The organism is Streptomyces celluloflavus (assembly GCA_000720995.1).
Classification (GTDB): Bacteria; Actinomycetota; Actinomycetes; order Streptomycetales; family Streptomycetaceae; genus Streptomyces; species Streptomyces celluloflavus.
This window is the reverse complement of sequence record JOEL01000009.1, coordinates 173329-197317: the sequence shown is the minus strand read 5'-3', so window position 1 is coordinate 197317 and position 23989 is coordinate 173329. Positions and strand designations below refer to the sequence as shown.

General features: G+C 69.6%; 21 protein-coding genes and 2 pseudogenes. 11 read left to right on the top strand and 12 right to left on the bottom strand.

From position 1 onward, the window contains the following. The first annotated feature begins 114 nt into the window (after positions 1 to 114). From IH09_RS10935 to IH09_RS36950, 3 genes are all read left to right on the top strand, one after another. Complete coding sequence (locus IH09_RS10935; protein WP_240150868.1) at positions 115 to 681, top strand: class I SAM-dependent methyltransferase; 567 nt, start codon at positions 115 to 117, stop codon at positions 679 to 681. 205 nt (positions 682 to 886) lie between these two features. Further along, positions 887 to 1660 (top strand): VOC family protein, encoded by a 774-nt coding sequence (locus tag IH09_RS10930; RefSeq protein ID WP_052855936.1) that lies wholly within the window; start codon positions 887 to 889, stop codon positions 1658 to 1660. Between the two features lie 409 nt (positions 1661 to 2069). Continuing rightward, on the top strand, positions 2070 to 2864 hold the full coding sequence (locus tag IH09_RS36950) for an META domain-containing protein (RefSeq protein ID WP_190233259.1): 795 nt from the start codon (positions 2070 to 2072) through the stop codon (positions 2862 to 2864). A 233-nt stretch (positions 2865 to 3097) separates the two neighbouring features. Here the strand turns inward: IH09_RS36950 and IH09_RS39775 are convergent. The 4 genes and pseudogenes from IH09_RS39775 to IH09_RS10905 form a co-directional block, all read right to left on the bottom strand. Beyond that, positions 3098 to 3181 (bottom strand): annotated as a pseudogene (locus IH09_RS39775) (peptide-methionine (S)-S-oxide reductase MsrA); the annotation flags it as partial. 219 nt (positions 3182 to 3400) lie between these two features. After that, positions 3401 to 3634, bottom strand: coding sequence for a DUF7848 domain-containing protein (locus tag IH09_RS10920; RefSeq protein ID WP_190233258.1), 234 nt, complete (start codon positions 3632 to 3634; stop codon positions 3401 to 3403). A gap of 208 nt (positions 3635 to 3842) precedes the next feature. Then, positions 3843 to 4286, bottom strand: a complete 444-nt coding sequence (locus IH09_RS10910; RefSeq protein ID WP_318279426.1) for an ATP-binding protein — start codon at positions 4284 to 4286, stop codon at positions 3843 to 3845. A 118-nt stretch (positions 4287 to 4404) separates the two neighbouring features. Further along, positions 4405 to 5607 (bottom strand): helix-turn-helix domain-containing protein, encoded by a 1203-nt coding sequence (locus IH09_RS10905; RefSeq protein ID WP_190233262.1) that lies wholly within the window; start codon positions 5605 to 5607, stop codon positions 4405 to 4407. Positions 5608 to 5726: 119 nt separating this feature from the next. Here IH09_RS10905 and IH09_RS10900 point away from each other — a divergent pair, with 119 nt between their 5' ends. Then, the gene (locus tag IH09_RS10900; protein ID WP_052855954.1) at positions 5727 to 6212 is read left to right on the top strand and encodes an NUDIX domain-containing protein; all 486 of its coding nucleotides are present in this window, start codon (positions 5727 to 5729) and stop codon (positions 6210 to 6212) included. Positions 6213 to 7625: 1413 nt separating this feature from the next. Here IH09_RS10900 and msrA read toward each other — a convergent pair. Both msrA and IH09_RS10890 read right to left on the bottom strand, forming a co-directional pair. Next, positions 7626 to 8294 (bottom strand): peptide-methionine (S)-S-oxide reductase MsrA, encoded by a 669-nt coding sequence (msrA, locus tag IH09_RS10895; protein WP_052855931.1) that lies wholly within the window; start codon positions 8292 to 8294, stop codon positions 7626 to 7628. A gap of 242 nt (positions 8295 to 8536) precedes the next feature. Beyond that, complete coding sequence (locus tag IH09_RS10890) at positions 8537 to 9694, bottom strand: hypothetical protein (RefSeq protein ID WP_052855930.1); 1158 nt, start codon at positions 9692 to 9694, stop codon at positions 8537 to 8539. A 180-nt stretch (positions 9695 to 9874) separates the two neighbouring features. On the opposite strand from IH09_RS10890, the gene IH09_RS10885 reads away from it, so the two are divergent. Then, positions 9875 to 11035 carry a cystathionine gamma-synthase gene (locus tag IH09_RS10885; RefSeq protein ID WP_052855929.1) on the top strand — a complete coding sequence of 387 codons (1161 nt, stop codon included), beginning with the start codon at positions 9875 to 9877 and terminating at the stop codon, positions 11033 to 11035. Positions 11036 to 11205: 170 nt separating this feature from the next. Here IH09_RS10885 and IH09_RS10880 read toward each other — a convergent pair whose 3' ends face one another. Beyond that, entirely contained in the window at positions 11206 to 11706 is a 501-nt protein-coding gene (locus IH09_RS10880; RefSeq protein WP_052855928.1) for a MarR family winged helix-turn-helix transcriptional regulator, read from the bottom strand. A gap of 278 nt (positions 11707 to 11984) precedes the next feature. Between IH09_RS10880 and ilvA the strand changes: the two genes are divergently transcribed. The 3 genes from ilvA to IH09_RS10865 all read left to right on the top strand — a co-directional run bounded on the left by ilvA (position 11985) and on the right by IH09_RS10865 (position 15472). Beyond that, complete coding sequence (ilvA, locus tag IH09_RS10875) at positions 11985 to 13286, top strand: threonine ammonia-lyase (protein ID WP_110952209.1); 1302 nt, start codon at positions 11985 to 11987, stop codon at positions 13284 to 13286. Positions 13287 to 13532: 246 nt separating this feature from the next. After that, the gene (locus IH09_RS10870; protein ID WP_110952203.1) at positions 13533 to 14606 is read left to right on the top strand and encodes an ATP-binding cassette domain-containing protein; all 1074 of its coding nucleotides are present in this window, start codon (positions 13533 to 13535) and stop codon (positions 14604 to 14606) included. Beyond that, complete coding sequence (locus tag IH09_RS10865) at positions 14603 to 15472, top strand: ABC transporter permease (RefSeq protein WP_052855927.1); 870 nt, start codon at positions 14603 to 14605, stop codon at positions 15470 to 15472. The genes IH09_RS10870 and IH09_RS10865 overlap by 4 nt, the downstream gene beginning before the upstream one ends. 91 nt (positions 15473 to 15563) lie before the next feature. On the opposite strand, the gene greA is transcribed toward IH09_RS10865, so the two are convergent. After that, complete coding sequence (gene greA / locus IH09_RS10860) at positions 15564 to 16061, bottom strand: transcription elongation factor GreA (protein WP_052855926.1); 498 nt, start codon at positions 16059 to 16061, stop codon at positions 15564 to 15566. A gap of 240 nt (positions 16062 to 16301) precedes the next feature. After that, complete coding sequence (locus IH09_RS10855) at positions 16302 to 16712, bottom strand: DUF4307 domain-containing protein (protein ID WP_052855952.1); 411 nt, start codon at positions 16710 to 16712, stop codon at positions 16302 to 16304. A 130-nt stretch (positions 16713 to 16842) separates the two neighbouring features. Here IH09_RS10855 and mca point away from each other — a divergent pair, with 130 nt between their 5' ends. Both mca and IH09_RS10845 read left to right on the top strand, forming a co-directional pair. After that, positions 16843 to 17715 (top strand): mycothiol conjugate amidase Mca, encoded by an 873-nt coding sequence (gene mca / locus IH09_RS10850; protein WP_094791563.1) that lies wholly within the window; start codon positions 16843 to 16845, stop codon positions 17713 to 17715. 4 nt (positions 17716 to 17719) lie between these two features. Beyond that, on the top strand, positions 17720 to 17977 hold the full coding sequence (locus IH09_RS10845; RefSeq protein WP_052855924.1) for a hypothetical protein: 258 nt from the start codon (positions 17720 to 17722) through the stop codon (positions 17975 to 17977). A gap of 104 nt (positions 17978 to 18081) precedes the next feature. Here IH09_RS10845 and IH09_RS10840 read toward each other — a convergent pair whose 3' ends face one another. Both IH09_RS10840 and IH09_RS38945 read right to left on the bottom strand, forming a co-directional pair. After that, entirely contained in the window at positions 18082 to 21360 is a 3279-nt protein-coding gene (locus IH09_RS10840; protein ID WP_052855923.1) for a tetratricopeptide repeat protein, read from the bottom strand. Beyond that, positions 21341 to 21592 carry a hypothetical protein gene (locus IH09_RS38945; protein ID WP_190233257.1) on the bottom strand — a complete coding sequence of 84 codons (252 nt, stop codon included), beginning with the start codon at positions 21590 to 21592 and terminating at the stop codon, positions 21341 to 21343. The genes IH09_RS10840 and IH09_RS38945 overlap by 20 nt, the downstream gene beginning before the upstream one ends. Positions 21593 to 21736: 144 nt before the next feature. On the opposite strand from IH09_RS38945, the pseudogene IH09_RS40585 reads away from it, so the two are divergent. After that, positions 21737 to 21886 (top strand): annotated as a pseudogene (locus tag IH09_RS40585) (DUF255 domain-containing protein); the annotation flags it as partial. Between the two features lie 119 nt (positions 21887 to 22005). On the opposite strand, the gene IH09_RS10835 reads toward IH09_RS40585, so the two are convergent. Next, positions 22006 to 23946 (bottom strand): DNA/RNA helicase domain-containing protein, encoded by a 1941-nt coding sequence (locus IH09_RS10835; protein ID WP_052855922.1) that lies wholly within the window; start codon positions 23944 to 23946, stop codon positions 22006 to 22008. Positions 23947 to 23989: the final 43 nt, after the last annotated feature.

Below are 23989 nucleotides of genomic sequence, written 5' to 3'. Positions count from 1 at the left end.
CTCGGCATCGCCCGCCTGCACAACCTCGCCCTGGCCGGATGACGGAGAAATGAGCTGCTCAAGCAGCATGCCGTAGATCATTTACGGGACAACGCTTAGCATCGACTTATGCCGATGAACCTGTTACACCGATGGATCTGCAACTCCGCCAAGTGGTCCGCCACGGTGGAGCAGCAACTGCTGCCATGGGCTCTCGACGGGGTCGAGTTCGGGACCGACGTCCTGGAGATCGGTCCCGGCTTCGGCGCGACCACGCGGGTACTGGTGCGCCGGGCGCCGCGGCTGAGCGTGGTCGAGATCGACCGGGACTCCGCGCAGCGGCTGCACCGCACCTACGGGGACTCGGTCGAGGTCGTCCACGCCGACGCCACCGCGATGCCGCTGCCCGAGCAGAGCTTCGACACGGTCGTCTGCTTCACGATGCTGCACCATGTGCCGACGATCGAGGCGCAGGACCGCCTCCTCGCCGAGGCGTTCCGCGTACTGCGCCCCGGCGGGCAGTTCGCGGGCTGCGACTCCCTCACCAGCCGCCGCTTCCGGATGCTGCACATCGGCGACATCTGCGTCACCGTGCCGCCGGAGAGCATGGCGGAACGGCTCCGCAAGGTCGGCTTCGACGTCCAGGAAGTGTCGGTCGGCCGGGCCGGCCGCTCCTTCCGCTTCCGCGCCGTACGGCCGTAGGCGGCGGTGGGGCGGTACGGCGGTACGGCGCGGGGCTGTAGGTACGCGGGCCTGTACGTCGCCAGATCCCGCACGGGTCCCGTATGCCGGCAGGCTTCATACGCCGACCGGGTCCCGTACGCCGGGATGGGCCGCGCACGGCCGGCCCGCGCGACCCGCCACGCGCACCACTATCACCACCACCCCTACAGAAGAAAGTTCCACCATGAAGTGCCCCTCGCTGCCGGAGCCCGCCGTCTCGCCGGAGTCCGTCTTCCCGCCGGAGTCCCCCTCCTTCGACCACCTCCTGCACTGCGTCCCCGACGTCGAAGCCGCTGTGGCGGCCTACACCGCGGCCGGGCTGCCAGCCCACGCCAACCCGCCGCACCTGGGTTTCCGGAACGGCGCCTGGCGGCTGGACGCCCGCTATGTCGAGATCCTCACCCTCACCGACCGCGCCGAGTTCGCGGGTTCCCCGTACGCCGAGGCGATGGCGGACTGGATGCCCCGCATCGACGCGCTCCTGGCCGCGGACGGCGGTGCGCTGAACTTCGCGATCCACGTCGCCGACGTGGCCGCCACCACCGAACGCCTCCGCCGCGCGGGCCACCAGGTCGAGCTGCTGACCTTCGCCCGCGCGGGCTCCCCGGTGTCCTTCCAGGAGGCGATGGTCTCCGGCGCCCCGCCGTGGGCGCCGTTCTTCATCACCTACACCCCCGACCGCCAGGTCATCCTGGAGAAGTTCAGCGCCGGCCGGGTCCACCGCGGCCCGCACGACCTGGCCGGCTTCGTCATCGAAACGCCCGACCCCCGCGCCTCCGCCGCCTGGCTGAGCACCCTCACCGGCATCCCGCTCCCCGCAGGCCACACCGTCCTCCCGCTCCCCGGCGCCCACGTGCATTTCACCCCGGGCCCGGCCGACCGCATCACCACCCTCCTCCTCACCGCAGACACCCCACCCACCACAACCGTCAACGGGCTGGCAGTGCGACCGCTGTAGACCCGGCACCCGGGGGCGGGACGCACTCATGCCTCGGTCGTCACAAGTGACGCGGAACCCGCCCACATCACACGTCACTCACCCAGGTCACTCCACACGCCTGAGACGCGTCAACCACAGCCGGTGGAACCGAATTTGCACGAAAGACGTGTGGGTAGGCATGCGGATTTCTCTAAGACGTGTTGCGGTGGTCGTCGCCGGCATAGCGGTGGCGTGCGGCGGGGTCTCGGCCTGTGGGGCGGCCTCACCCGACAAGGGCGACCGGAGTGCTACGGCATCCGCCTCACCCACGAAGAAGGGACCAGGAGGTCCCGGAGGCAGGCTGTTCGGTGGTATCTGGACCTTCGATGAGCGCTCGCTCACGGTGGACGGACAAGAGGTGCATGGGCCCGAATTCTCCAGTCCTTGGGTGGAGTTCCGTGACGACGGGACAGTGGCGGGGGATTACGGTTGCACGTCGTTTCGGATGAAGGCCGAACTGGAGGCAACCACACTGACGTTGGGCGAAGATGTCCCGGTGCTGCCCGCTCCTTCGGCGACGCCTGCTCCGCCCGAAAAGATAGCCTCATGCCCGACGCCGCAGATGCAGCACAACGACATCGCGAGCTCCACGGGTCCGGACGCGCAGAAGCCGAAAGCGGAGGACCTCGGACCGCGGAGCCCGGAGCTGAAGGATTTCGAGGCAAAGGTCAAGAAGTTCTTCCACCGGGGCCAGTTGAAGATCACCGAGAAGAAACTGGAGCGCCAACCTGGAGGGCCGCCTCCCGGCTCGTTGCCGCAACTGCGAAATGAGCACGGTGACGTGGCCACCCTCACCATCGTCAGATCCCCGGACATCTTCGACACCAAGTTCCGACTGGACGGGTGGGAGGTCTACGACAGCTCCGATAACGTCAAGTCCGCCAAGGACACCTCCTTCGAATTCCATCGCGACGGCACCGTCACCGGCAAGCTCGGCTGCAACGACTTCACCGCGAAAGTCTTCTTCAACGGCTCCCACGTCTTCTTCCACGACACCCAACTCACCACCCACCGCACCTGCGCAGCGCAGAACATGGAGGATGAGGCCGCCATCTTGCGGGCGCTGAAGCGTTCACTGAACTACCGCTATGCCGGTGGTAGTGAATGGATCCACATGAGGGACGACGTCGGCAGCGAATATCGGGCGACAGGTCTTAGATTCAGGTCCGCCACAGATCAGTAGGTGGCAACCGCCCCCACACGCCACGCCGGCTGCGCCGGAAGGCCGCGCGGCCGGCACCCGCAGCAGGGCCACCGGGTCTCTGCGCAGACCGGGGGAGGGGCGTGCCGACGAGGTGCGGCAGGCCCAGGTCGCGTGGCAGCCGAACAGCACACCTCAGCTGTGCGCCGTAGGGAAGGCGGCAACTGCCCATCGCGCATCCTGCGTGCACAGACCCGGAAGCCCACGTGGTGACGTCAGTCGTCCGCCTTTGCCACACCGACCGGGCAGGAGACTCCCGCCCCGCCGATCGTGCAGTACCCGGCCGGATTCTTGTCGAGGCGCCCAGCTTGGCCGCCGCCTGCGCCGCGTCAGCCGGTCAGGTAGTCCACCCCGCACACCCACAGCACCGCCTCAGGGTCGAACTGCTCATCCCCGAAGCCCGGGTCCCCCTGCACAGGGACTGCCAGCCGGACCACCCCCACCGGCCAAGGTTGAAGGGGTGGTCCGGTCACAGACCTACGAGCCCGGCTTCGAAATGCCAGGCGGCGGGCTTGCGCTCACTCCCGAACCGTCTTCGGAGCAGCCCGGAAAAAGCAGGTGTGCACGGCCCGGAACAGTTCGTGATGAGTGCGCCCGGCGTGCTTGAGCGCCCAGTCCTGCGGACCGCCCGGATCCTCCGACACCTGTGATGAGGCATCGCACGAAACGCACTCCATCTCGTACATCGGCGGGGTGTTGGAGGTCTCCAACTTCAGCACCCAGTCCGCGAAGCGCCAGATCGCCTTGATCACTGCCATCAGCGCACTCGCTTCCCGCCACGATCAACGTGCAACGCTTGCCCCGGGTGCACCCGCAGAGACCTCCCCGACTCGAAGACCAAGATCAAGACGGGCCCGCCGGTCTCGTACCGGCCCGAGCGCACCACTCTCACCTCGCGCCACTCACCGCGTACCAACACCCTGTCCCCGCGCTGGATCTTCAGCGCAGCCATCCGTGCCATTACGCCTCGCTCCCGCCACAAGTCGTCACTACCGCCCACACCGACTTGCCGCCGGAGTCCCGTTCGGTCACGCCCCAGCGCGTCGCCATCTGATCGACCAAGAGCAGGCCCCACCCGCCGGTCTCTGCGGACGGACCCAGCACCGGAAGTTCGTCGGACGCGTCGTGAACCTCGATGCGGAGGCCGTTCGCCTCACGCAGGTAACGCGTCTCGATCTCCCGCCCCGGCGAAGCGTGCGCGTGCCTGACCGCATTCGTAAGGAGCTCCGAGAGCACCAGGAGAGCGGTGTCCTCGATCGCGCCGAGGCCCCACTGCTTCAACACCGCATGTAACTCGGCACGCGCCAGTGCCACGCAACGGCGATGCCGGGTCCAGCGGCTCACCACCAGCCGCGCGCCGGCACCAGGCTTCTCCTTCCGGGCGACCGTCGCTGTGCGCTTCACCGTCGCTCACCACCTTTCAGACGCCTACGGGACGTCGAACGACGTGAAGGTAAGCCCACGAACGAAAGCGGACCCGGAAGAAAATTCCGGGTCCGCCAATTTCCTCTGCGACGTCTTGCTAAGCGATCGCCCCAAGAGCGACGGCGAGTTGCTGTGCCTCCCGCCGCCGCGTGCGCTTGTGCAGCCGGCGCGCCAGGTCCCGTGCGAACTCGTGAGCCTTCATCTGCTCCGGGGCAGTGGTATAGGCCCGCTTCAGATTGTCCACCGCGTCATCGGTCCGGCCGGCTTCCCCGTAAGCCCGAGCGACATCCAGTCGCAGCCGGGCCCGACGTTCCGTTGGAAGTCCAACGGCCCGCACCGTGGGCGCTATGTCGACGGCGAGCTGAATGTCCTGGAACTCAAGTGCGGTCGCCAACCGATGGATACCCACATTCGCAGGTCCGAACGACGTCCACATCTCATTTGCGTCCGTGCCCAGCCGATCGGCGGCCTCCTGCGCCTTGCCGATCATGTAGTCGGTCATCGACCGATTCCCCATCCGGGCAGCGGCGATGGAGCCGTTGAGGAACAGCGTGCCGTACACGGACAACGCCGTCGGCGAGGACTTCCACCAATCCCGTTCCAGATCTTCGGCACTGTCCAACGTACTGTTCACGGCCTCCGCCGACATGCCGGCCCCGAGCTGCACATGGGCAATGCCCCGCCGCAAGGACAGGAGCACAACCGGGTCACCTGACTCGATCGCGGCGATCTCGCCTTGATCCACGGCCGTCCACGCCAGGTTGGTCTCCCCGATCTTCCGGAGCAGCGCCGCCGCCACGTGGCACGCCAGGGCGAACAACCGCAGCGCTTGAACGCGGTCGCCGCCCAACGTTCGCTCATTCATAGCGGACCTCGCGTCCGCCAGCAGTCCCGGCAGCCGCTCGGCCAGCGCGGCGAACCGAGCAGCTTGGTACCGCTCCCACGCATCGCCAACTTCTACTGCCAGTCGCTCCAGCCGCACCGGTTCCCGGTCGGCGTACTGTGAGCCCGCCAACTTCCGGGACTGCATCAGCGCGGCCCGGATGGCAGGGACACTGCCGGCAAACCCGTCGTGGTCCTCCAGCAGGACCGGGACGCCTTGGAGATCCTCGATGGGTACGCGCAGCGCATCGGCAAGGTCCGCCAACATCTTGACGTTGTTCACGGGGATTCGGCCGGACTCGACTCGGTACACCCAGTCTTCCGACCGCCCTAGCAACTCACCAAGCTGCCGCTGATGCAGCCCCCGGCGCTTGCGGTAGAACCTCACACGCTTGCCGAACTCAAGATGGTCAGTCATGCCGCGCACAGCCACGCTCCCCTCGCTCTGCCCGCCCGAGTCTCACACGACGTGCACAACGAGCGACAGGGGCCGAAGCGTCTCTCGGGTGCCGAGTGCCGGCCGCTAGGGTCGGCGGCATGGCCGAGAATGAGCAGGAACAGCGCATGGCAACTCCCCGAATGGCAGCGGGCGCGCTGTTCTTCAACGACCAGGACCAGGTCCTCTTGGTCAAGCCGTCCTACAAGCCGAAGTGGGAGATCCCGGGCGGGTACATCGAGCGCGGGGAGTCGCCGCTGACCGCCTGTCGACGGGAGGTCGAGGAAGAACTTGGCATCACTCCCGTCATCGGCCCGCTGCTGGTCGTCGACTGGGCCCCGAGCGAGGCCGAGGGCGACAAGGTGCTGTATGTGTTTGATGGGGGGCAACTGCACTCGGAGGAAATGGCGGGAATCAAACTCGCTTCTGATGAGCTGCTGGCGGCTGAGTTTCACCCCGCAGATGACATTGACGAGCTGCTGATCACCCGACTCGCACGCCGCGTAAAGGCGGCGATCACAGCCCGGGCCCAGGCACTCACCGTGTACCTGGAGCACGGTGAGCCGCCGAAGGGTGAGCTGGGTTGACGGAGGGCATGAACAGCACGCTAGACCCGTTGCTCAATGATGCTGGGCAGCCTCTCGCGGCCGTTGCTGACTGGGTGCCAGAGGGGCGCAATAGCCGCTGAGGGGCAATTCCTAGATTTCACTACCTAGAATGCTTCGGCTAATTGAAGCGATGGTGGTGCGGGGTAGGTGTGTCATCCCTCCTGGCGCTGGCTATGGGGCTAACATGCGCACACATGAGCCGACCTGCTCCCATCCAGGAAGCGATCCGAAGGGTCCTAACAGAAGCGACCACGGTTGAGCCCTACCCTGTTCATGTGGGCTGGGGGAAAATCGCTAGGGATGTCTACCGACTTAGATATGTAGGCAAGGGTGATATTCATAAAGTTCAGCGAGTGGCCGAACGGATGCCTGATGTCACCTTCTCCAACTTTACTGGAACCAGTCGGCGAGCTGAGGCTTTCCTGCGCCCAACCCTCGTGCAGGCATGGATTAAAGGGCAAATTCACAGACTGCGCGGACATGGATTTTATCTAGTTGAAGATCATAATTATCGGCCGCCCACGTCCGAGGAGATTCTTGCAGCTTTCATTCAAGGTTGTCGCGATGAGGTCGTCGGAGTTGATCTTGACAAAGTTGTAGCCTTGGTTAACAAGCATTGTGGTACCTCCTTCGACCCCGCAGAGGTGGTCTGGTGGAGAGTTGGCCTGGAGGAGGAGAGGTATCGGCAACGCGCGTCCCTGCTGCACGGGATGCATGCAGCCTTGGGGCGAATGGTCGTTGAGAGAGGGCGGCGTGAGCGTGAGGCTCGTATGGTCACCATCACCTATCGGTACGATCCCGACGATGTGACTCAATGTCCGTGCTGCGGTCGAGATCTGGGGGCGTACTCAATTCCCACGCAGCAACGCGGGGTTCAACCACTTTCGCATTCGTAGCAGTCGTGGCGGCAACTGCGATGACCTAAGTCATTCGATGGCGCAACGCCGACGGTCGGCTCATGTACATCCCGCCGGGCCCGCAGAAGTTGTTGGGCGATAGGTGCTGCCGATGGTAGCTCTCGCTGGTTATGTGAGGCTTCTGTGGCGTAGACGACGAGGTTTGCGAAGCGTAGCCACACGAGTGGGTAGCCGTTCAGGGGTGAGTAGCCCGCACGGACAAGGCGTTCGATCTCATGGGTGTATTGGTCAGAGCGTCTCGCGTCGAGGCTTCCAGGTAGTCGAGATTCGTAAGCTACGAGGCGGAACAGCTATCGAGGCGAGAGGGCGCTGTTTTCGCTGGGGCAGTGAGGTCCTCTCATCTGTGCTGTGTCCGTGAGGCGTGGGGTTCGTCGGCCGGCTGCTTTCTCCGCGTGGCGACGAGCGGTGACGGCGGCGAGCTCGTTGAGCCGTCGCGCACCCTGCGCGCACGGACCCGGAAGCCCATGTGGTGACGTCAGTCGTCGGCCTTTGCCACGCCGACCGGGCAGGAGACCCCCGTCCCGCCGATCGTGCAGTACCCGGCCGGATTCTTGTCGAGATATTGCTGGTGGTAGTCCTCGGCCGGGTAGAAGGGGCGGGTGGCGTCGGCGGGGAGGATTTCGGTGGTGATGTCGCCGTAGCCGGAGGTGTGGAGGACGGCGCGGTAGGCGTCGCGGGAGGATTCGGCGGCCTGCTGCTGGGCGGGGGAGTGGGTGTAGATCGCCGAGCGGTACTGGGTGCCGACGTCGTTGCCCTGGCGGAAGCCCTGGGTCGGGTCGTGGGATTCCCAGAAGAGCTTGAGCAGGGCGGTGTACGGGACCACGGCGGGGTCGTAGACGACGCGGACGGCCTCGGTGTGGCCGGTGTGGCCGCTGCACACCTCTTCGTACGTGGGGTGCGGGGTGTGGCCGCCCTGGTAGCCGACGAGGGTGGTCCAGACGCCGTCGGTCTGCCAGAACTTCCGCTCGGCGCCCCAGAAGCAGCCCAGGCCGAAGTCGGCGATCTCCAGGCCCGCCGGGTACGGGCCGAGCAGCGGGTTGCCGAGGACGGTGTGCCGGTCCGGGACGGTGAAGTCCCGCTCCGGTCGGCCCTTCAGCGCTTCCTCGGGCGTGGGGAGGTGGGTCTTGAAGCGGGAGAACAGCATCAGGATCAGACTCCAGGAGAGGACGGAGGAGGGGACGGGCCCGGGGCGGGAACATCGGACATCGGGCAGGACGGACCGGCTATCTCGGGAACGCCGGGGGCCGGGCCGGCATTCCGGCGGGGGAGAGGCGCGACCCCAGGGAAGGCGCGGCCCCGGACGAGGGGAGGCCCACCGGCCCACGGCCCACCAGCCACGCCTGCCGCCCCACCCGCCACCGACTCGCCCGCCACCAACCCGCCCGCCTACCGCCCCGCCGGCGGAAAGCCCGCCGCCGTGCCGCCCAGCTGCTCCCAGCCGGCGATGGCGCGGGCGCGGTAGACGGCGTACTCGGCGGCGGGGTTGCGGCCGTAGGACCACGGGACGGCGCCCACGTGGCCGTCGACCAGGCGCAGCTGCTCCATGGCCTCGGCGTAGCGCTCCGCGCGGACCAGGAACCAGACCAGCAGATGCCGGACGTGCGGCGCCATCGGATGGTCGGCGGGCGCCTCGCGCAGCGCGTAGCGGGCACCGTCGATGGCCCGCTCGACCACCGCGCTCTGATAGAGGCTGCTGACCATGTTGGCCTCGGGGAGATGGTCGTAGACCGCGAAGAGCGGCAGCGCCGGCAGCAGGCTCTTCGCCGGGGCACCGGCGGCCGCGCGCTCGGTGAACGCGTCGGCCTCCTTGCGCGAACCGTGCCACTTCTCCGACCAGTACGGCAGCGCGGCGAGATGCGCGCCCATATGGGCCGGCGCGCGCTGGACGACCGTGGACCACAGCGCTTCGTAATCGGCGGGCCGGTCGTGCAGCCCGCGGGCGACGGCGAGCTCCGTGATGTACGGAATCGGGCTGCCGGGCGCCAGCAGTGCCGCCTCCCGGCAGACCGTACGGGCCTCTTCGAGGATCATCCGGAAGTCCTGCGAGGCGGGGTCGCGCAGCGCCTGGAGGACGAGGAACTGGGCGTGCGTCTGGGCGCCGCCGGGGTCCTTGGGCGCCTCCGAGCGCCAGGTACGCAGCCAGATGCCGCCGACCCGGTGCCCGCCGGCGCCCGCCGCCGGGGCGCCGCCGTGCCGCTCCGCCGCCTCCTCCTGGGCCAGCTCGAACGCGGCGGCCCCGGCCAGCGTCTGGACCCGCTGCCAGCGGCGCTCCCAGTCGTCGCCGGTGGCCTTCAGCAGCTCGGCCGCCGGCCGCCAGTCGTGCGTGCGGCGCAGCTCCGCCAGCGCGTCCTCCAGCGCCTGGTCGGGTCCCGGCAGGCGTACGTCGAGCTCTTCGACGGGTACGAAGCCGTAGCCCGCCATCGGGTCGGTGGCCGCCGTCAGGCCCTGCCGGGCCTGCTGGGCGGCCCGCCGGCGCCGCGTCCAGGGCAGGAAGACGACACCGCCGATAGCGATCGCGGCGAAGAGAACCAGCAGAGCGTCCATGTGGTGTGTCCCGGTCGGAGGGTGTGGAGGGGGCTAGCGGGGCGAGTGGGGGCGGAGGTGCGGCGAGAAGACGAGGGTGGGAGGAGGGAACCCACGTACGACCTCTCGCATATATCCACTATCCAGCCAACCAGAAAGTTCCGAGAATCTCGGCGCGGCGGCCGACTACCCTCGGCAGGCATGAGCGATCAGCGCGAAGAGCGCCCCCAACACTTCGAAACTCTCGCCATCCACGCAGGTCAGGAGCCCGACCAGACCACGGGCGCGGTGGCGGTACCCATCTACCAGGTGTCCACGTACAAGCAGGACGGCGTCGGCGGGCTGCGCGGCGGATACGAGTACAGCCGCAGCGCCAACCCGACCCGTACCGCCCTGGAGGAGAACCTCGCCGCCCTGGACGGCGGCTCCCGCGGCCTCGCCTTCGCCTCCGGCCTCGCCGCCGAGGACTGCCTGCTGCGGACGCTGCTGACCCCCGGCGACCATGTCGTCATCCCCGATGACGCCTACGGTGGAACGTTCCGCCTCTTCGCGAAGGTCGTCGAGCGGTGGGGCGTGGAATGGTCGGTGGCCGACACCTCCGACCCGCAGGCCGTGCGCGCCGCGCTGCGGCCCCGGACGAAGGCGATCTGGGTCGAGACCCCCAGCAACCCGCTGCTCGGCATCAGCGATATCGCCGTGCTGGCCGGTATCGCCCACGAGGCCGGGGCCCGCCTCGTCGTCGACAACACCTTCGCCAGCCCCTACCTCCAGCAGCCGCTGGCCCTCGGCGCGGACGTGGTGGTCTACTCCACGACCAAGTACATGGGCGGCCACTCGGACGTGGTCGGCGGTGCCCTCGTCGTCAACGACGACACCCTCGGCGACGAACTCGCCTTCCACCAGAACGCGATGGGCGCCATCGCCGGCCCGTTCGACGCCTGGCTGGTGATGCGCGGCATCAAGACGCTGGCCGTACGGATGGACCGGCACTGCGCCAACGCGGCCCGCGTCGCGGAGCTGCTGGTCGCGCACCCGAAGGTGACCCGCGTGCTCTACCCGGGGCTGCCCGAGCACCCCGGCCACGAGATCGCCGCCAAGCAGATGCGCTCGTTCGGCGGCATGGTGTCCTTCCAGGTCGCCGGCGGCGAGCAGGCGGCCGTGGACATCTGCAACCGGACGGAGCTGTTCACCCTCGGTGAGTCGCTGGGCGGCGTCGAGTCGCTGATCGAGCACCCGGGGCGGATGACGCACGCCTCGGCGGCCGGTTCCGCGCTGGAGGTCCCCGGCGACCTCGTACGCCTCTCGGTCGGCATCGAGTCCGTCGACGACCTGCTGGCCGACCTCACCCGGGCACTTGGCTGACGGGTCCCGGGAACTCGGCTGACGGGTTAGGGGCCGGGTCCTGGTTCACCACCCCTCCGGTGGAGGGGTGGTGGGGCCGGTGGCGGCGGCCCGCCCGTACGGAACGCCGTCCGGCCGCTGCCCGTACCGCCCGCACGACCCGTACGGACTACCCGTACGGGCGGCGCGCGTCAGGAGGCCGGGTTCGCCGGTGTCAGGGATGTGGTGAGTGTGGCGAGGGAGGAATTGAAGCGCGTCAGGAGCGTGCAGAACGCGTCCCGCTCTCCGTCGGACCACTCCTGCGTCACCAGGGCCATCAGCGCGCGGCGCGAGGCCCGCACCTCGTCCAGGCGGGCGTGACCGCGCTCGGACAACTGGAGCACCACCGCCCGTCCGTCCTCGGGGTGCGTGGCGCGGCTGACCAGCCCGGCGTCCACCAGCGGCGCGACCTGCCGGGTGACGGTCGAGGAGTCGATGCCCATTCCGGCGGCCAGGGCCTTGACGCCCATCGGGCCTTCCTGGTCAAGGCGGTTGAGCAGCAGATACGCGGCGCGGTCCATGGAGTTGCGGACCTGTCCGACGCCGCCGAGCCGGCTCTGTTCAGCGCGGCGGGCGAAGACGGCCACTTGATGCTGGAGTGCGTCGAGAACCGCGGGGTCGGTGTGGGTCGTCATGTCCGAAGAGGTGGGCATGGCCGGGAGCTCACTTCATGGGGGTAAAAGGGATGGGGGACAGCGTACGCGGCTGCGGCGGGTACCGTACCGGCGGTGACGCATCCGATACCGACCGGTACGACCCCGGGGTCCGGTCCGGTGATCGCCCCGTACGGTCCGGTACCCGTCCGGGAGTCCGGCCCGGCACCCGCCTCGCGGCCGTCCCCGCCTCGCTCCGTCCCGCCGCCCGTCCGCCATCCGTTCCGCGGCCCGTCCGCCGGGCGGCCCCGCCGCGGGTGAACTGCGAGACTGGCGGCATGGCCGAGCATCCGCCGCGCACCCCGCACGCGTCCCCCGCGGCCGCGCAGCCGGCCGAGGACGGGCCGGGCGGCGGCCGCCCGGCTGACGGCCCGGCCGCCGGACTCACGGTTGACGACATCCGGGCGGCGCACAAGTTGCTCTCCGGCGTCTCCCGGTCCACCGCGATGGAGGGCAGCCGCTATCTGTCCCGGCTGGTCGGCGCCCCCGTGCACCTCAAGTGCGAGAACCTCCAGCGCACCGGCTCCTTCAAGATCCGGGGCGCCTATGTGCGGATCGCCGGGCTGTCGGCGCGGCAGCGGGCGGCCGGTGTGGTGGCCGCGAGCGCGGGCAACCACGCGCAGGGCGTGGCGCTGGCGGCGACCCTGCTCGGGGTGCGCTCGACGGTCTTCATGCCGGTCGACGCCCCGTTGCCCAAGATCGCCGCGACCCGCGACTACGGCGCCGAGGTGCGGCTGTGCGGCCAGGTGGTGGACGAGGCGCTGACGGCGGCCCAGGAGTACGCGCGGGAGACCGGCGCGGTCCTCATCCACCCCTTCGACCACCCGGACATCGTGGCGGGCCAGGGCACCGTCGGCCTGGAGATCCTCGAACAGTGCCCGGAGGTGCGCACCATCGTCGTCGGGATGGGCGGCGGCGGGCTCGCGGCGGGCATCGCGCTGGCGGTCAAGTCGCTCCGGCCGGACGTACGGATCGTCGGGGTGCAGGCGGCCGGGGCGGCCTGCTATCCGCCGTCGCTGGCGGCCGGCCGGCCGGTGGCGATCGAGGAGCCGGCCACGATGGCGGACGGCATCAAGGTCGGGCGGCCCGGCGAGGTGCCGTTCCGGATCGTCGACGCGCTGGTGGACGAGGTCCGTACGGTCTCCGAGGACGCGCTCTCCAGTGCGCTGCTGCTGTGCCTGGAGCGGGCCAAGATGGTGGTGGAACCGGCCGGGGCGAGCCCGGTGGCGGCGCTGCTCGCCGACCCGGGGGCCTTCGAGGGGCCGGTGGTCGCGGTGCTCTCCGGCGGCAATGTGGATCCGCTGCTGATGCAGCGGATCCAGCGGCACGGTATGGCCGTCGCGGGGCGCTATCTCTCGCTGCGGCTGCGCCTGACGGACCGGCCGGGGGCGCTGGCGACGCTGCTGGGCGTGCTGTCGGGGACCGAGGCGAACGTCCTCGACATCAGCCATGTCCGTACCGATCCGCGGCTCGGACTGACCGAGGTCGAGGTGGAGCTGCACCTGGAGACCGAGGGGCCCCGGCACTGCGCCGAGGTGGAATCGGCGCTCCGTGCGGCGGGGTACACCGTCATCGGGTGAGGCGGGCCGGGTGCCGCCTCGGCCCGCGCCTGCGTCGCGCACCGGTCCGCGATGACGTGTACGCGGAAAATCATGACGCGACCTGTATCGCGATGTATCGCGTTTGGCGTAGCATCCTCTTCGGCCACCCCTCCGGACCGCCGCCGCGCCATGGCGTTCCGTTGCGGACGAATGCCCGTAAAGCGCACTTTGTCCGGCAAACGTAATATTCGACCTTGAGCTCACCCAAGCCATGGGAGTACCCCTATGCCAGGTGCCATTTACGCCGAAGGTCTGGTGAAGACCTTCGGTGATGTGCGGGCACTGGACGGTGTCGATCTCGACGTTCCCGAAGGAACCGTCCTCGGAATGCTCGGCCCCAACGGTGCCGGCAAAACCACCGCCGTACGCGTCCTGACGACCCTCCTCCAGCCCGACCGCGGTACGGCCCTGGTGGCCGGTATCGACGTCCTCAAGGACCCCGATGCGGTACGCCGGTCGATCGGCCTCTCCGGCCAATTCGCCGCCGTGGACGAGTACTTGACCGGCCGCGAGAACCTCCGGATGGTCGGCCGGCTCTACCAGATGAGCGGCCGCGACGCGAAGCGGCGGGCCGACGACCTGCTCGCGCGCTTCCACCTCGCCGACGCCGCCGACCGCCCCGCCAAGACCTACTCCGGCGGGATGCGCCGCCGCCTCGACCTCGCGGCCGCCCTGGTCGTCAGCCCGCCCGTGATGTTCATGGACGAGCCGACCACGGGCCTGGACCCGCGCAACCGCCAGCAGCTGTGGGACGTCATCCAGGAACTCGTCGCGGGCGGTACGACCCTGCTGCTCACCACCCAGTACCTGGAAGAGGCCGACCGCCTCGCCCACGACATCTGCGTGGTCGACCACGGCCGGGTCATCGCCCGCGGCACCTCCGACCAGCTCAAGGCCCGCACCGGCGGCGAGCGCGTCGAGGTCGTGGTGCACACCCCCGAGCAGCTCGCCGCCGCCGACGAGACCCTGCGCCGCTTCGGCGCGGGCGAGAGCGCCGTCGAGCCGCTGCTGCGCAAGCTCACCGTCCCGGTGACCGGGGGCGCCAGACTGCTGGCCGAGATCATCCGCGAACTGGACGCCGGCGGCGTGGAGATAGACGACATCGGCCTGCGCCGCCCCACCCTGGACGATGTGTTCATCTCGCTGACCGGCCACGCCGCCGAGGCCGGCGGCGAGGGCGGCGCCGCGGCCACCGGACGGAAGAGGGGCAGGCGGAGGGACGGCGCGCCGGCCGAGGCCGCCGAACTCACCGGAGCGGCCCGGGTGGCCGCGGCGACCGAGAAGGAGGGCGCGCAGTGACCACGGTGAGCGATACGGCCCAGGTCCGCGCGGCACAGCCGGGCGGCGGGCCGGGCCGGTCCGTACGCGACTCCCTGGTCGTCGCCCAGCGCAATCTGATCCGGATGAAGCGCATCCCGGAAATGGCGATTTTCGCGCTGGTCCAGCCGATTATGTTCGTGGTGCTGTTCACCTACGTCTTCGGCGGCTCCATCGCCCTCCCCGGTGCCCCGGCCGGTGGCGTCCAGCCGTACCGCGAATTCCTGATGGCCGGGGTCTTCGCGCAGACCGTCACCTTTGCCACGGCCGGTGCAGGCGCCGGTATCGCCGACGATATGCACCGGGGTCTGATCGACCGGTTCCGGTCACTGCCCATGTCCCGTGGCGCGGTGCTCACCGGACGCACCCTCGCCGACCTGGTGCAGACCGCCCTGACCATGGTCGTGCTGGCCGCCGTCGCCCTGCTCATCGGCTGGCGCGGCCACGAGAGCATCGGCAAGATGCTCGGCGGCTTCGGCCTGCTGCTTCTGCTCGGCTACGCCTTCTCCTGGATCGGCGCGCTGATCGGCCTCTCCGTCCGCACGCCCGAGGCGGCCACGTCGGGCGGACTGCTCTGGCTCTTCCCGATGACTTTCGTCTCGAACGCCTTCGTGCCGGTCACCGGTATGCCGTCGTTCCTCCAGCACATCGCGGAGTGGAACCCTTTCAGCGCGACGGTGCAGGCCGCCAGGCAGCTGTTCGGCAACACCCTTGAGGGGGTGCCGGCATCGGTGACCGGCGCCTGGCCGATGGAGCACCCGGTGCTGGCCTCGGCGCTCTGGTCCGTGCTGATCATCGCGGTCTTCCGGACCCTGGCGGTACGCAGATACCGCTCGGCCACGGCCTGAGCACGGCACCGCGGAGCGGCGGCCCGTAAACGCGCGACGGCCCGGAGCGCCGGGCTCCGGGCCGCCACGACGGCTGGGTGACGCGAGGGCCTCAGGCCACGTACGGCTGGGCGTCGAGGACCTGCACGGTGGCCTTCTTGCCGTTCGGGAGCTCGTACTCCGCGTGGGCGCCGATCTTCTTGCCGTTCACGCCCGTGCCCAGGGGGGACTGCGGGGAGTAGGTCTCGATGTCCGAGCTCGCGTACTCCCGCGAAGCCAGCAGGAAGGACAGGGTGTCGTCCGGGTCTCCGTCGAACGCGATGGTGACGACCATGCCGGGGGCCACGACACCGGTGGCGGCAGGGGCCTCGCCGACCTTCGCGCTCTGCAGCAGCTGGGTGAGCTGACGCACGCGAAGCTCCTGCTTGCCCTGCTCCTCCTTGGCCGCGTGGTACCCGGCGTTCTCCTTCAGGTCACCTTCCTCGCGGGCCGCCGCGATCTTTTCGGTGATCTCGGCGCGTGCGGGACCAGACAGGTACTCCAGCTCGGCCTTGAGCTGGTCGTACGCCTCCTGGGTCAGCCAGGTGACGTTGTCGCTGGTCTGGGTCACAGGTGCTCCTCGTCGGTGCTGGGAATACATCAAACGCCCTACCCGGAAAGGCTGCGCCTTCACAGGTGGGCGAAACCACGAGCCTAACAATTCCGGCACAAAACGGGGAAGAGGTATTTCACAGGGAACGCACAGAAGAGCATCGTCGCAGCTCAGCGACGGCCACCGCGCGAGCCGCCGGTCCCCGTCCGCCGGGCCAGCCGGTGGCGGCCGCGGCCGCGGTGCGGGTGCGCGGGCCGGTCAGTTGCCGCCGGCGGACGAACAGCCGACCAGGACGGCGTTGGTCGCCCGCTTCGTCGTCCGGATGGTGGTCTCGGTGTCCACCTGGTCCGTGCGCTGGCCGATGGTGACGTCCTTGCGGCCCACCTCGGAGCCGTCCCTGGCCTGCGAGCGGAGCGTGCAGACGCCGCGGTCGTCCTTGCCCTTGATCACTTCAAGGTGCACCGTGACGGCGCTGTCGGAGACCGCCTCCCAGGTGATCACCCGGCCGCTGAGCTCCTGCTTGGCGATGTACGAGGCGCCGGCCCAGCCGACCACGCCGAGCAGCGCGACACCGAGCACCGAACCGATGATCTTGAGCTTGCGGTCCGCGCGCTCATCGGCGGAGCGGCCGTAACGTCCGTCCGGGAGCCCTTCGCGCACCGCGGTCATGGTCATTCCTCCTGGTACGGGGAGCGGGACCGCACCGGTCGTGAGGGGTCCGCTCCCCAGGGAATACAGCGCCCCCCGCTTCGGTCACTATAGGAGGCATCTTCTCCAGCCATTCACTGAGGATCGAGTCTTGACTGAGCAGCTGCGATTGATGGCGGTCCACGCCCACCCCGACGACGAGTCGAGCAAGGGTGCGGCCACCATGGCCAAGTACGTGTCCGAGGGGGTGGACGTGCTGGTAGCCACCTGCACTGGCGGTGAGCGAGGTTCCATCCTCAACCCCAAACTCCAGGGCGACCCGTACATCGAGGAGAACATCCACGAGGTACGGAAGCGGGAGATGGACGAGGCCCGGGACATTCTGGGCGTCAAGCAGGAGTGGCTGGGCTTCGTCGACTCCGGACTGCCCGAGGGCGATCCGCTGCCGCCGCTGCCCGAGGGCTGCTTCGCGTTGCAGTCCGTCGAGGAAGCCGCCGCCCCGTTGGTGAAGCTGATCCGGGAGTTCAAGCCGCAGGTCATCACGACCTACGACGAGAACGGCGGTTACCCGCACCCCGACCACATCATGACCCACAAGATCACGATGGTGGCCTTCGAGGCGGCCGGCGACCCGGCGCGGTACCCGGAGGCCGGCGAGCCCTGGCAGCCCCAGAAGCTCTACTACAACCAGGGCTTCAACCGCGCGCGCACCCTCGCGCTGCACGAGGCGCTGCTGGCGCGCGGCCTGGACTCGCCGTACGGCGAGTGGCTGGCGCGCTGGAAGGATTTCGAGCCGCGCGAGCGCACCCTGACCACCTTTGTTCCGTGCGCCGACTTCTTCGAGATCCGCGACAAGGCCCTGATCGCGCACGCCACCCAGATCGACCCCGACGGCGGGTGGTTCCGGGTGCCGATGGACCTCCAGCGGGAGGTCTGGCCGACCGAGGAGTACGAGCTGGCGAAGTCGCTCGTGGACACATCCCTCCCCGAGGACGACCTCTTCGCGGGCATCCGCAACAATTGAGTCCATGATGAGCGCGACCAGCACCCTCGCCATGACGCACTTCGTCACCCTTGCCGACACCTTCGACAAGGACAAAGTGACACCCGGCGTCCTCGGCTTCATCGTTTTCGCGGTCATCGGCGGCGCCGTGTGGCTGCTGATGAAGTCCATGAACAAGCACATGCGGAGCGTGGACTTCGAGGAGACGCCCGAGGACGGTGAGGCGGGCACCGCCGCCACCGCCCCCAGGACCTCGAAGGCCCCGGAGCCGAAGACCAGCTGAGGCCGGCGGCGACCGACGGGAACGCGCGAGGCCGCTCCGGCGGCCTCGCGCTCCCGCGCGGAGAGCGGCTCGACGCAACGCCGAGCCGCCCTGTCCGCTACCCGTCACCCGGCCCCGGTGGGCGCCACCGGTACCCCCATCACCTCACGCGAGTGCCGGTTCGGAACCATGCCGAGCTGCCACGCCTGCCAGCCGGTCTCCGGTTCGACACCGCGGTCCAGGAGCAGCGCGAACGTCTCCGCGCAGTCCTCCAGCTTCGCATCGCGAGTGGGATGACCGTCCCGGACCAGCTGGGCCAGCTCCTCCTGCGCGACGGCCGTACCCACCACCGAACCGCCGGGTGAGGCGAACGGCAGCAGCGTGCAGCGCAGGAAACGCGCCCAGTCCTCGCCGCGCCGGTCGCCGTAGCCGGCGAACAGCCGCGCCGCCTCGTCGGCCAGCTCCAGCGCCTGCGCCGCCCGGCCGTTGCCCGCGTCGATGATCACCAACTCCAGGCACGACCACGCCTCGCCGTGCGCCACCTTGATCCGCTGGAAGTCCTTGCGGGCGTCCTGGAGCAGCTGCCGGGCGAAGCCGCTGTTGCGCAGCGAACCGGTCTGCGCCGCCCGCAGATCACGGGTCACGCGTCCCGAATGGTGCCGGGCGCACGCCAGACCGTAGCCGTCCTGCATCCGGCTGAACATCGTCCGCGACCGCTCCAGCTGGCGCAGCGCCGCATCGTGCTCACCACGCTCCTCCAGCGCCTGGCCGAGGTAGTACATCGTCCACGCCTCACCGCGGGCGTCCTCGTGCTGGTGGTGCAGCGGCAGCGCCTGCCGCAACTGGTCGACGGCGGGCCCCGGATCGCCGTCCACCAGGCGGGCGCGCGCCAGCTGCGTCATCGCCCAGGCTTCGCCGCGCTCGTCGTGCGTCCGGCCGTAGAGCTCCAGCGCCGACTGGAGCGCGTCCTGCGCCCGGGACACATCGCCCATCCGCAGATACACCTGGCCGAGCTGGAAGTGCGCCCACGCCTGGCCGTGCACACTCTCGCTCTCCTCATGCAGCTCCAGCGACTCGCGCAGCAGCTCCAGCGCCTCGGCGAGGCCCGCCCGGTCCCGCTCCACGGCGGCCAGCGCGTGCAGCGTCCAGGCCCGGTCGCCGTGCACCTCGGGCGCGGTCTGCATGTCCAGCGCCTCACGCAGCTTCGCCGCCGCCTCCGTCAGATGGCCCTGCTGCTGGAGCGTGATGCCCAGATCGCGCAGCGCGCGGGCGGCGCCCACCGGATGCTGCGCCTCGAAATACAGATCGACCACCGACGACAGCGTCGTACGCGCCGTGTCCAGCTCGCCGAGCTGGCGGGCGGCGACACCCGTACGCCACTGCACCGAGCGGACCAGCATCCCCTGGCCGACGGCCCGGGTCAGCTCGTTCAGCTCGCCCAGCCGGTAGAGATCGCCGCGCAGCAGGCAGTAGTCGGCCAGTGCGCCCAGCAGATGCGAGACCGCCTCCTGGTCGACGCCCTGATCGGCGTGGCGCAGCGCGGCCGTGATGAAACTGGTCTCGTCGTCCAGCCACTGAAGGGCCGCGTCCAGCGAGGTGAAGCCGTGCGAACCGAAACGGTCGGCGCGGGTGGAGGTACGCCCGTCGACCAGGCGGATCACCGAGTCGGCGAGCTCCGCGTAACCGCGGATCAGCCGCTCCTGGGCCGCGCCGCGCTCCGCCGGCTCCTCCTCGTCCATCAGCCGGGCATGCGCGAAACGGTGCACCAGGGCATGCAGGCGGTACCGCTCGCCGCGGACGTTCTCGACCAGCCCTGCCGCGGTCAGCGTCGTCAGCTGCCGCTCCGCCTCCTGGTCCGGGACGCCCAGCAGCGCCGCCGCGGCCGCCGCCCCCAGGCTGGCCCGGCCCACCAGCGCCAGCCGGCGCAACAGCCGCCGGGCCGTCTCCGACTGGTCGGAGTAGCGCAGCCACAGGGCCCGCTCCACCGGCGCCACCGGGCCGTACGCGGCCAGATCGGTGGCGAGCACGGCGGGCGAGCGCGACCCCAGCGAGGAACCGGCCACCCGCAGCGCCAGCGGCAGCCCGGCACACAGCTCGGAGATCTCGTCGACGGCCCGGGAATCGTACGGACCCGATGCGCCCGCCGACTCGTCCGCCGCGGCCGTCGCCCGCAGCAACTCCTCGGTGCCCGCCGCGTCCAGCGCGCCGACCGGCAGCTGATGCACCCACGCCTGGAGGTCCGCGGGCAGCTCCAGCGGTTCGCGCGAGGTGACCAGCACCAGGCTGTCGGAACGGTCCGGGACCAGCGCACGCACCTGCTCGGGATCCGAGGCGTCGTCCAGCAGGACCGTCACCGCGAGGCCCGTCAGATGCTGCTGATACAGCTCCGACAGCCGTTTGACGTGCTGCTCATGGGAAGGCCGCTCACGGAACAGCAGTTGCTCGCGCGGCGCGCCCAGCCGGTTGAGCAGATGCAGCAGCGCCTCCCGGGTGGGCAGCGGCACCTCGCCGGGGGTGTCACCGTGCAGATCCACCACACACGCACCGCGGAACTGATCACGCAGCTGGTGCGTCGCCCGCACCGCGAGCGTGGTGCGCCCCGAGCCCGGCGCGCCGTGCAGCACCACCACCGTGGGCTTCGTCTCCGTGCTCGCGCGGGCCGCCTGCACCCACTGGGCGATCTGCGTCAGCTGCGCCCGCCGGCCCGCGAACGGCCCGTCCGCGCGCGGCAGATGGGAGAACGAGTGATCCAGCAGGGACCGCTGCCGGGCCGCCGCGCTACGGTCCGTACCGCGCAACTGCGGTCCCCGGCCGCTCTTCGAGGCGGCCGGTTTGGCCGGAGTACCGCTACGGCGGGTCGCCGCCGCCAGCATCCGCTGCTGGTCCAGGAACGGCCGGATGCCGCGTACCTCCAGCGCCGTCAGCCACTGCAGGCGCAGCTGCTCCGGGCCGCCCGGCTGGCCCCGCATCCCCGCCTGCCGGTGGGCCGCGGGCCAGTGACCGGCGGTCAGCTTCACGACCGTGGCCGCGCCGCCCGCCACCGCCGCGGCGACCCCCACGGCCAGCGCCGGGCCCCCGCCCGCGCCGTTCGCGAGGTTCGTGCCGAAGGCCGCCACCGCCGCCACGGCCGTCGCCACCGCCGGGGTGCCCAGCTCCTTGCGGGACAGCCGCTCGGTCAGCGGGCGCTGCCCGGCGGCCGCCTCGTCCAGCGCCCGGACATACGCGGTGTACTCCTCGGCCGCCGTGCCCGCCAGGTCCGGCAGCGCCGCCCGCGCTCTGCCGAGCAGCGTGCCCCGGTCGAGCCGGCCGTCCGAACGCCGCACCTCTTCCTCGACGGCCCGCGTCAACAGCCCTTCCGCTTCGGTCCGGTGACTGTCGCGCAGCTCAGCCAGTGAGCCCGGCATGCGTATCCCCCTTCAGCAGTTCCAGCACATCCAGCACATTCCGTAGATCCAGCATGGTTGGCAGGTCCAGCACGTTCGGTAGATCCAGTGGGTCTTGTCGGTCGGTGGGTGCAGCAGGTGCAGCAGGTTCGGCAGGTCCAACAGTCCAGTAAGTCCAGTAGCTCCAGTAGGTCCGGTGCATCCGGCGGCGCCGGCGGTACGGGGCGGTGGTGCGCACGGTGCGGGCCGACACGCTCGGGCCCGCACCGTCGCGCTCCCGCGCCCGCTCCGGCGGTGATCGCCGCCGTACGACAGTGTTCCGCGTCCGCGCGAATTCCGGCAGGGCTGTGGATAACTCCCCTTCACTCCCCGCCGTCCGCCGGGAGAGGACGGCCCCATGCCGAACCACCTGGCTCATGAGACTTCCCCGTATCTGCTCCAGCACGCCGACAACCCGGTCGAATGGTGGCCGTGGTCCACCGCGGCATTCGAAGAAGCCCGGCGAGGCGGCGTACCGGTGCTGTTCAGCGGGGGGTGCAGGGCTTGCAGGGGGGGCAGTGAACTCGTCAACAGAGTGGTGGGTCCGGCGGGACATTGCCGGCACCACCCGGCCCGAGCCGAGGACCCATGGCGAGCCACCCGCCCGGCAAGTAGGGGACGGGCGGATCAGAGTTTCCGCACCCCGAGGTCGGCGAAGAGCTTCCTGGCGGCAGCGTCGACTGAGTAGAGCACCAGGCAGCGGATGGAACGGGTCATGAGCACGCCGTAGGCCCTGCACAACGCCCGGGTGAGTTCGGTGTCGTCCTCAATGCGTGAGGCCTTGCTCTTCACGTGCTCGCGGTGGGTGACCCAGGCGCCGTCCTCCCACGTGAGGTCGGGGCCCATGATCACACCGCCCCACTCGTACTCGAGCCCCTGGGCCGTGTGCACGCACCCGATCTGCCCGAAGCCTCCGGGGTCGGTCGCCCAGAACTTCCGTTTGGGTATTCCCTGGGTGCTGTGGCTGTCGCCGGCGTTCCAGGGGCGTGCCCACTCGGGATCGGGGCTGACGTCGGGGAAGGTGCCGGTGTCGTCGGTCCAGCCCCAACACATTCCGGCGCTCATCCGGGCGCTCACGCCCGCCGGGTCCCTGCTCTGGAGGAAGGACTCCATCTCGGCGGCACTGTCAGCGTAGTAGAGCTCGAATGGTTCGGGATCGGTGGCGCCGTCCGGGCGCCACGCGATGGGGTCCCCGGCCATGAGCCGACTGACCCAGGTGTCGTAGGTCGAGCTGCCGACGGTTCGGAGTACCCGGTCCAGGGTGATCGGCACGATCTCCACGCCGAGGCTCCAGAGCTCGCTCTTGAGCCTCATCGGAGACCAGACCTCCTCCGCGAAGAGACGTTGATCGCCGTCCATGAAGAAGACCGGCACGCGAGCGCGGGTGACGACCACCTCCACCGAGCTCGGTCCCGTCGACCGCATGCTGAAGGAGCCGGTCATAGGTCGCTCGCTGAGGCGGTGGGCTTCGTCGCAGACGATCAGGTCCAGTTCGTCGGGACCGAACTTGTCGGCGACCTGCACCAGCGGCCTGAAGACCTTCTGGTGCCCCTTGGCGGCCCGCTTGAAGGTGTCACGGGAGGCGACGCCGCCGGAAACGAAGGCAGCAGAACGCCCGGCTTGCAGCGCGTCTCCCAGAGCGGTGAGTGCGACGAGCGACTTGCCGCTGCCCGCACGTCCCTCGATGACGAATACCTTCTTCACTCCCGGCGACCCGACGGCTGCGGTGGCGTCGGCGATCGCCCGGACCGCCCGCAGTTGGTGTTCGACGAGACTGAACCGGGTGTGCCCGTTGACGATCGCCCCGGTCTCGTCGGTCAGAAGGTTGCTCGAGCGTCGACGCCCGAGCAACTCCTGTGCGGCCTCCGCGCCGGAGTCCGAGCTGAAGTTCGCGGTCAGGAACTTCTCCAGGTCCCCTGGCTGCCGCGCGGTGAACGTGGGGATCCCGGGGCGAGGGGACACCTGGCTGATCCACTGCTGCTCCGGATCCATCAGGTTGTGCAGGTAGGCCGCGCCCACGACGTTGACGTAGCGGTCGTCGAACATGCTGTGGTGCCTGCGCAGGTCGTCCATGTTGTTGCCGACTTGGACCGCAGGATGCTTGACGTGCCTCTCATATTCAGAGAACGGCGCATAGACCAGATCCCTGGCACAGCGCTGGCAGAGCGTGCTGTTTCCCGCCGTCCTGCAGGAGGCACAGAGCCCGGCCGTCTTCGACACGGTCGGACGCTCGATACTGCCCCACTGCTTGAGCTCGATGACCGCGTAGCTGAGCCGTCCCGATGGATGCCGGCCGGCGAGTACCACGTCGATGTGGTTCATCTGGCCGTCGGCGAGGTACTCGATGAACATCCGCACCTGGCCGAGCCCGAGGTTGTCCAGTGTGGTCGCCAGCTCGTAGACGCTTTCACGCCAGGCCCTGACCTCGGAGGGACTCGGCTTCTTGTCCTTCGGGTGCGCGGCGGTGTAGCACTCGCTGATCTGCCGGACCAACTGATGGCGGTCCCGTACCAGACGCTGCACGGACCAGAACGCCTCCAGCGGCTTCCAACCGCTCCCGACCGCCATCCCGTCTACCCCCCCAGCGAATGAAGCTCTCCCGAGCCGATTC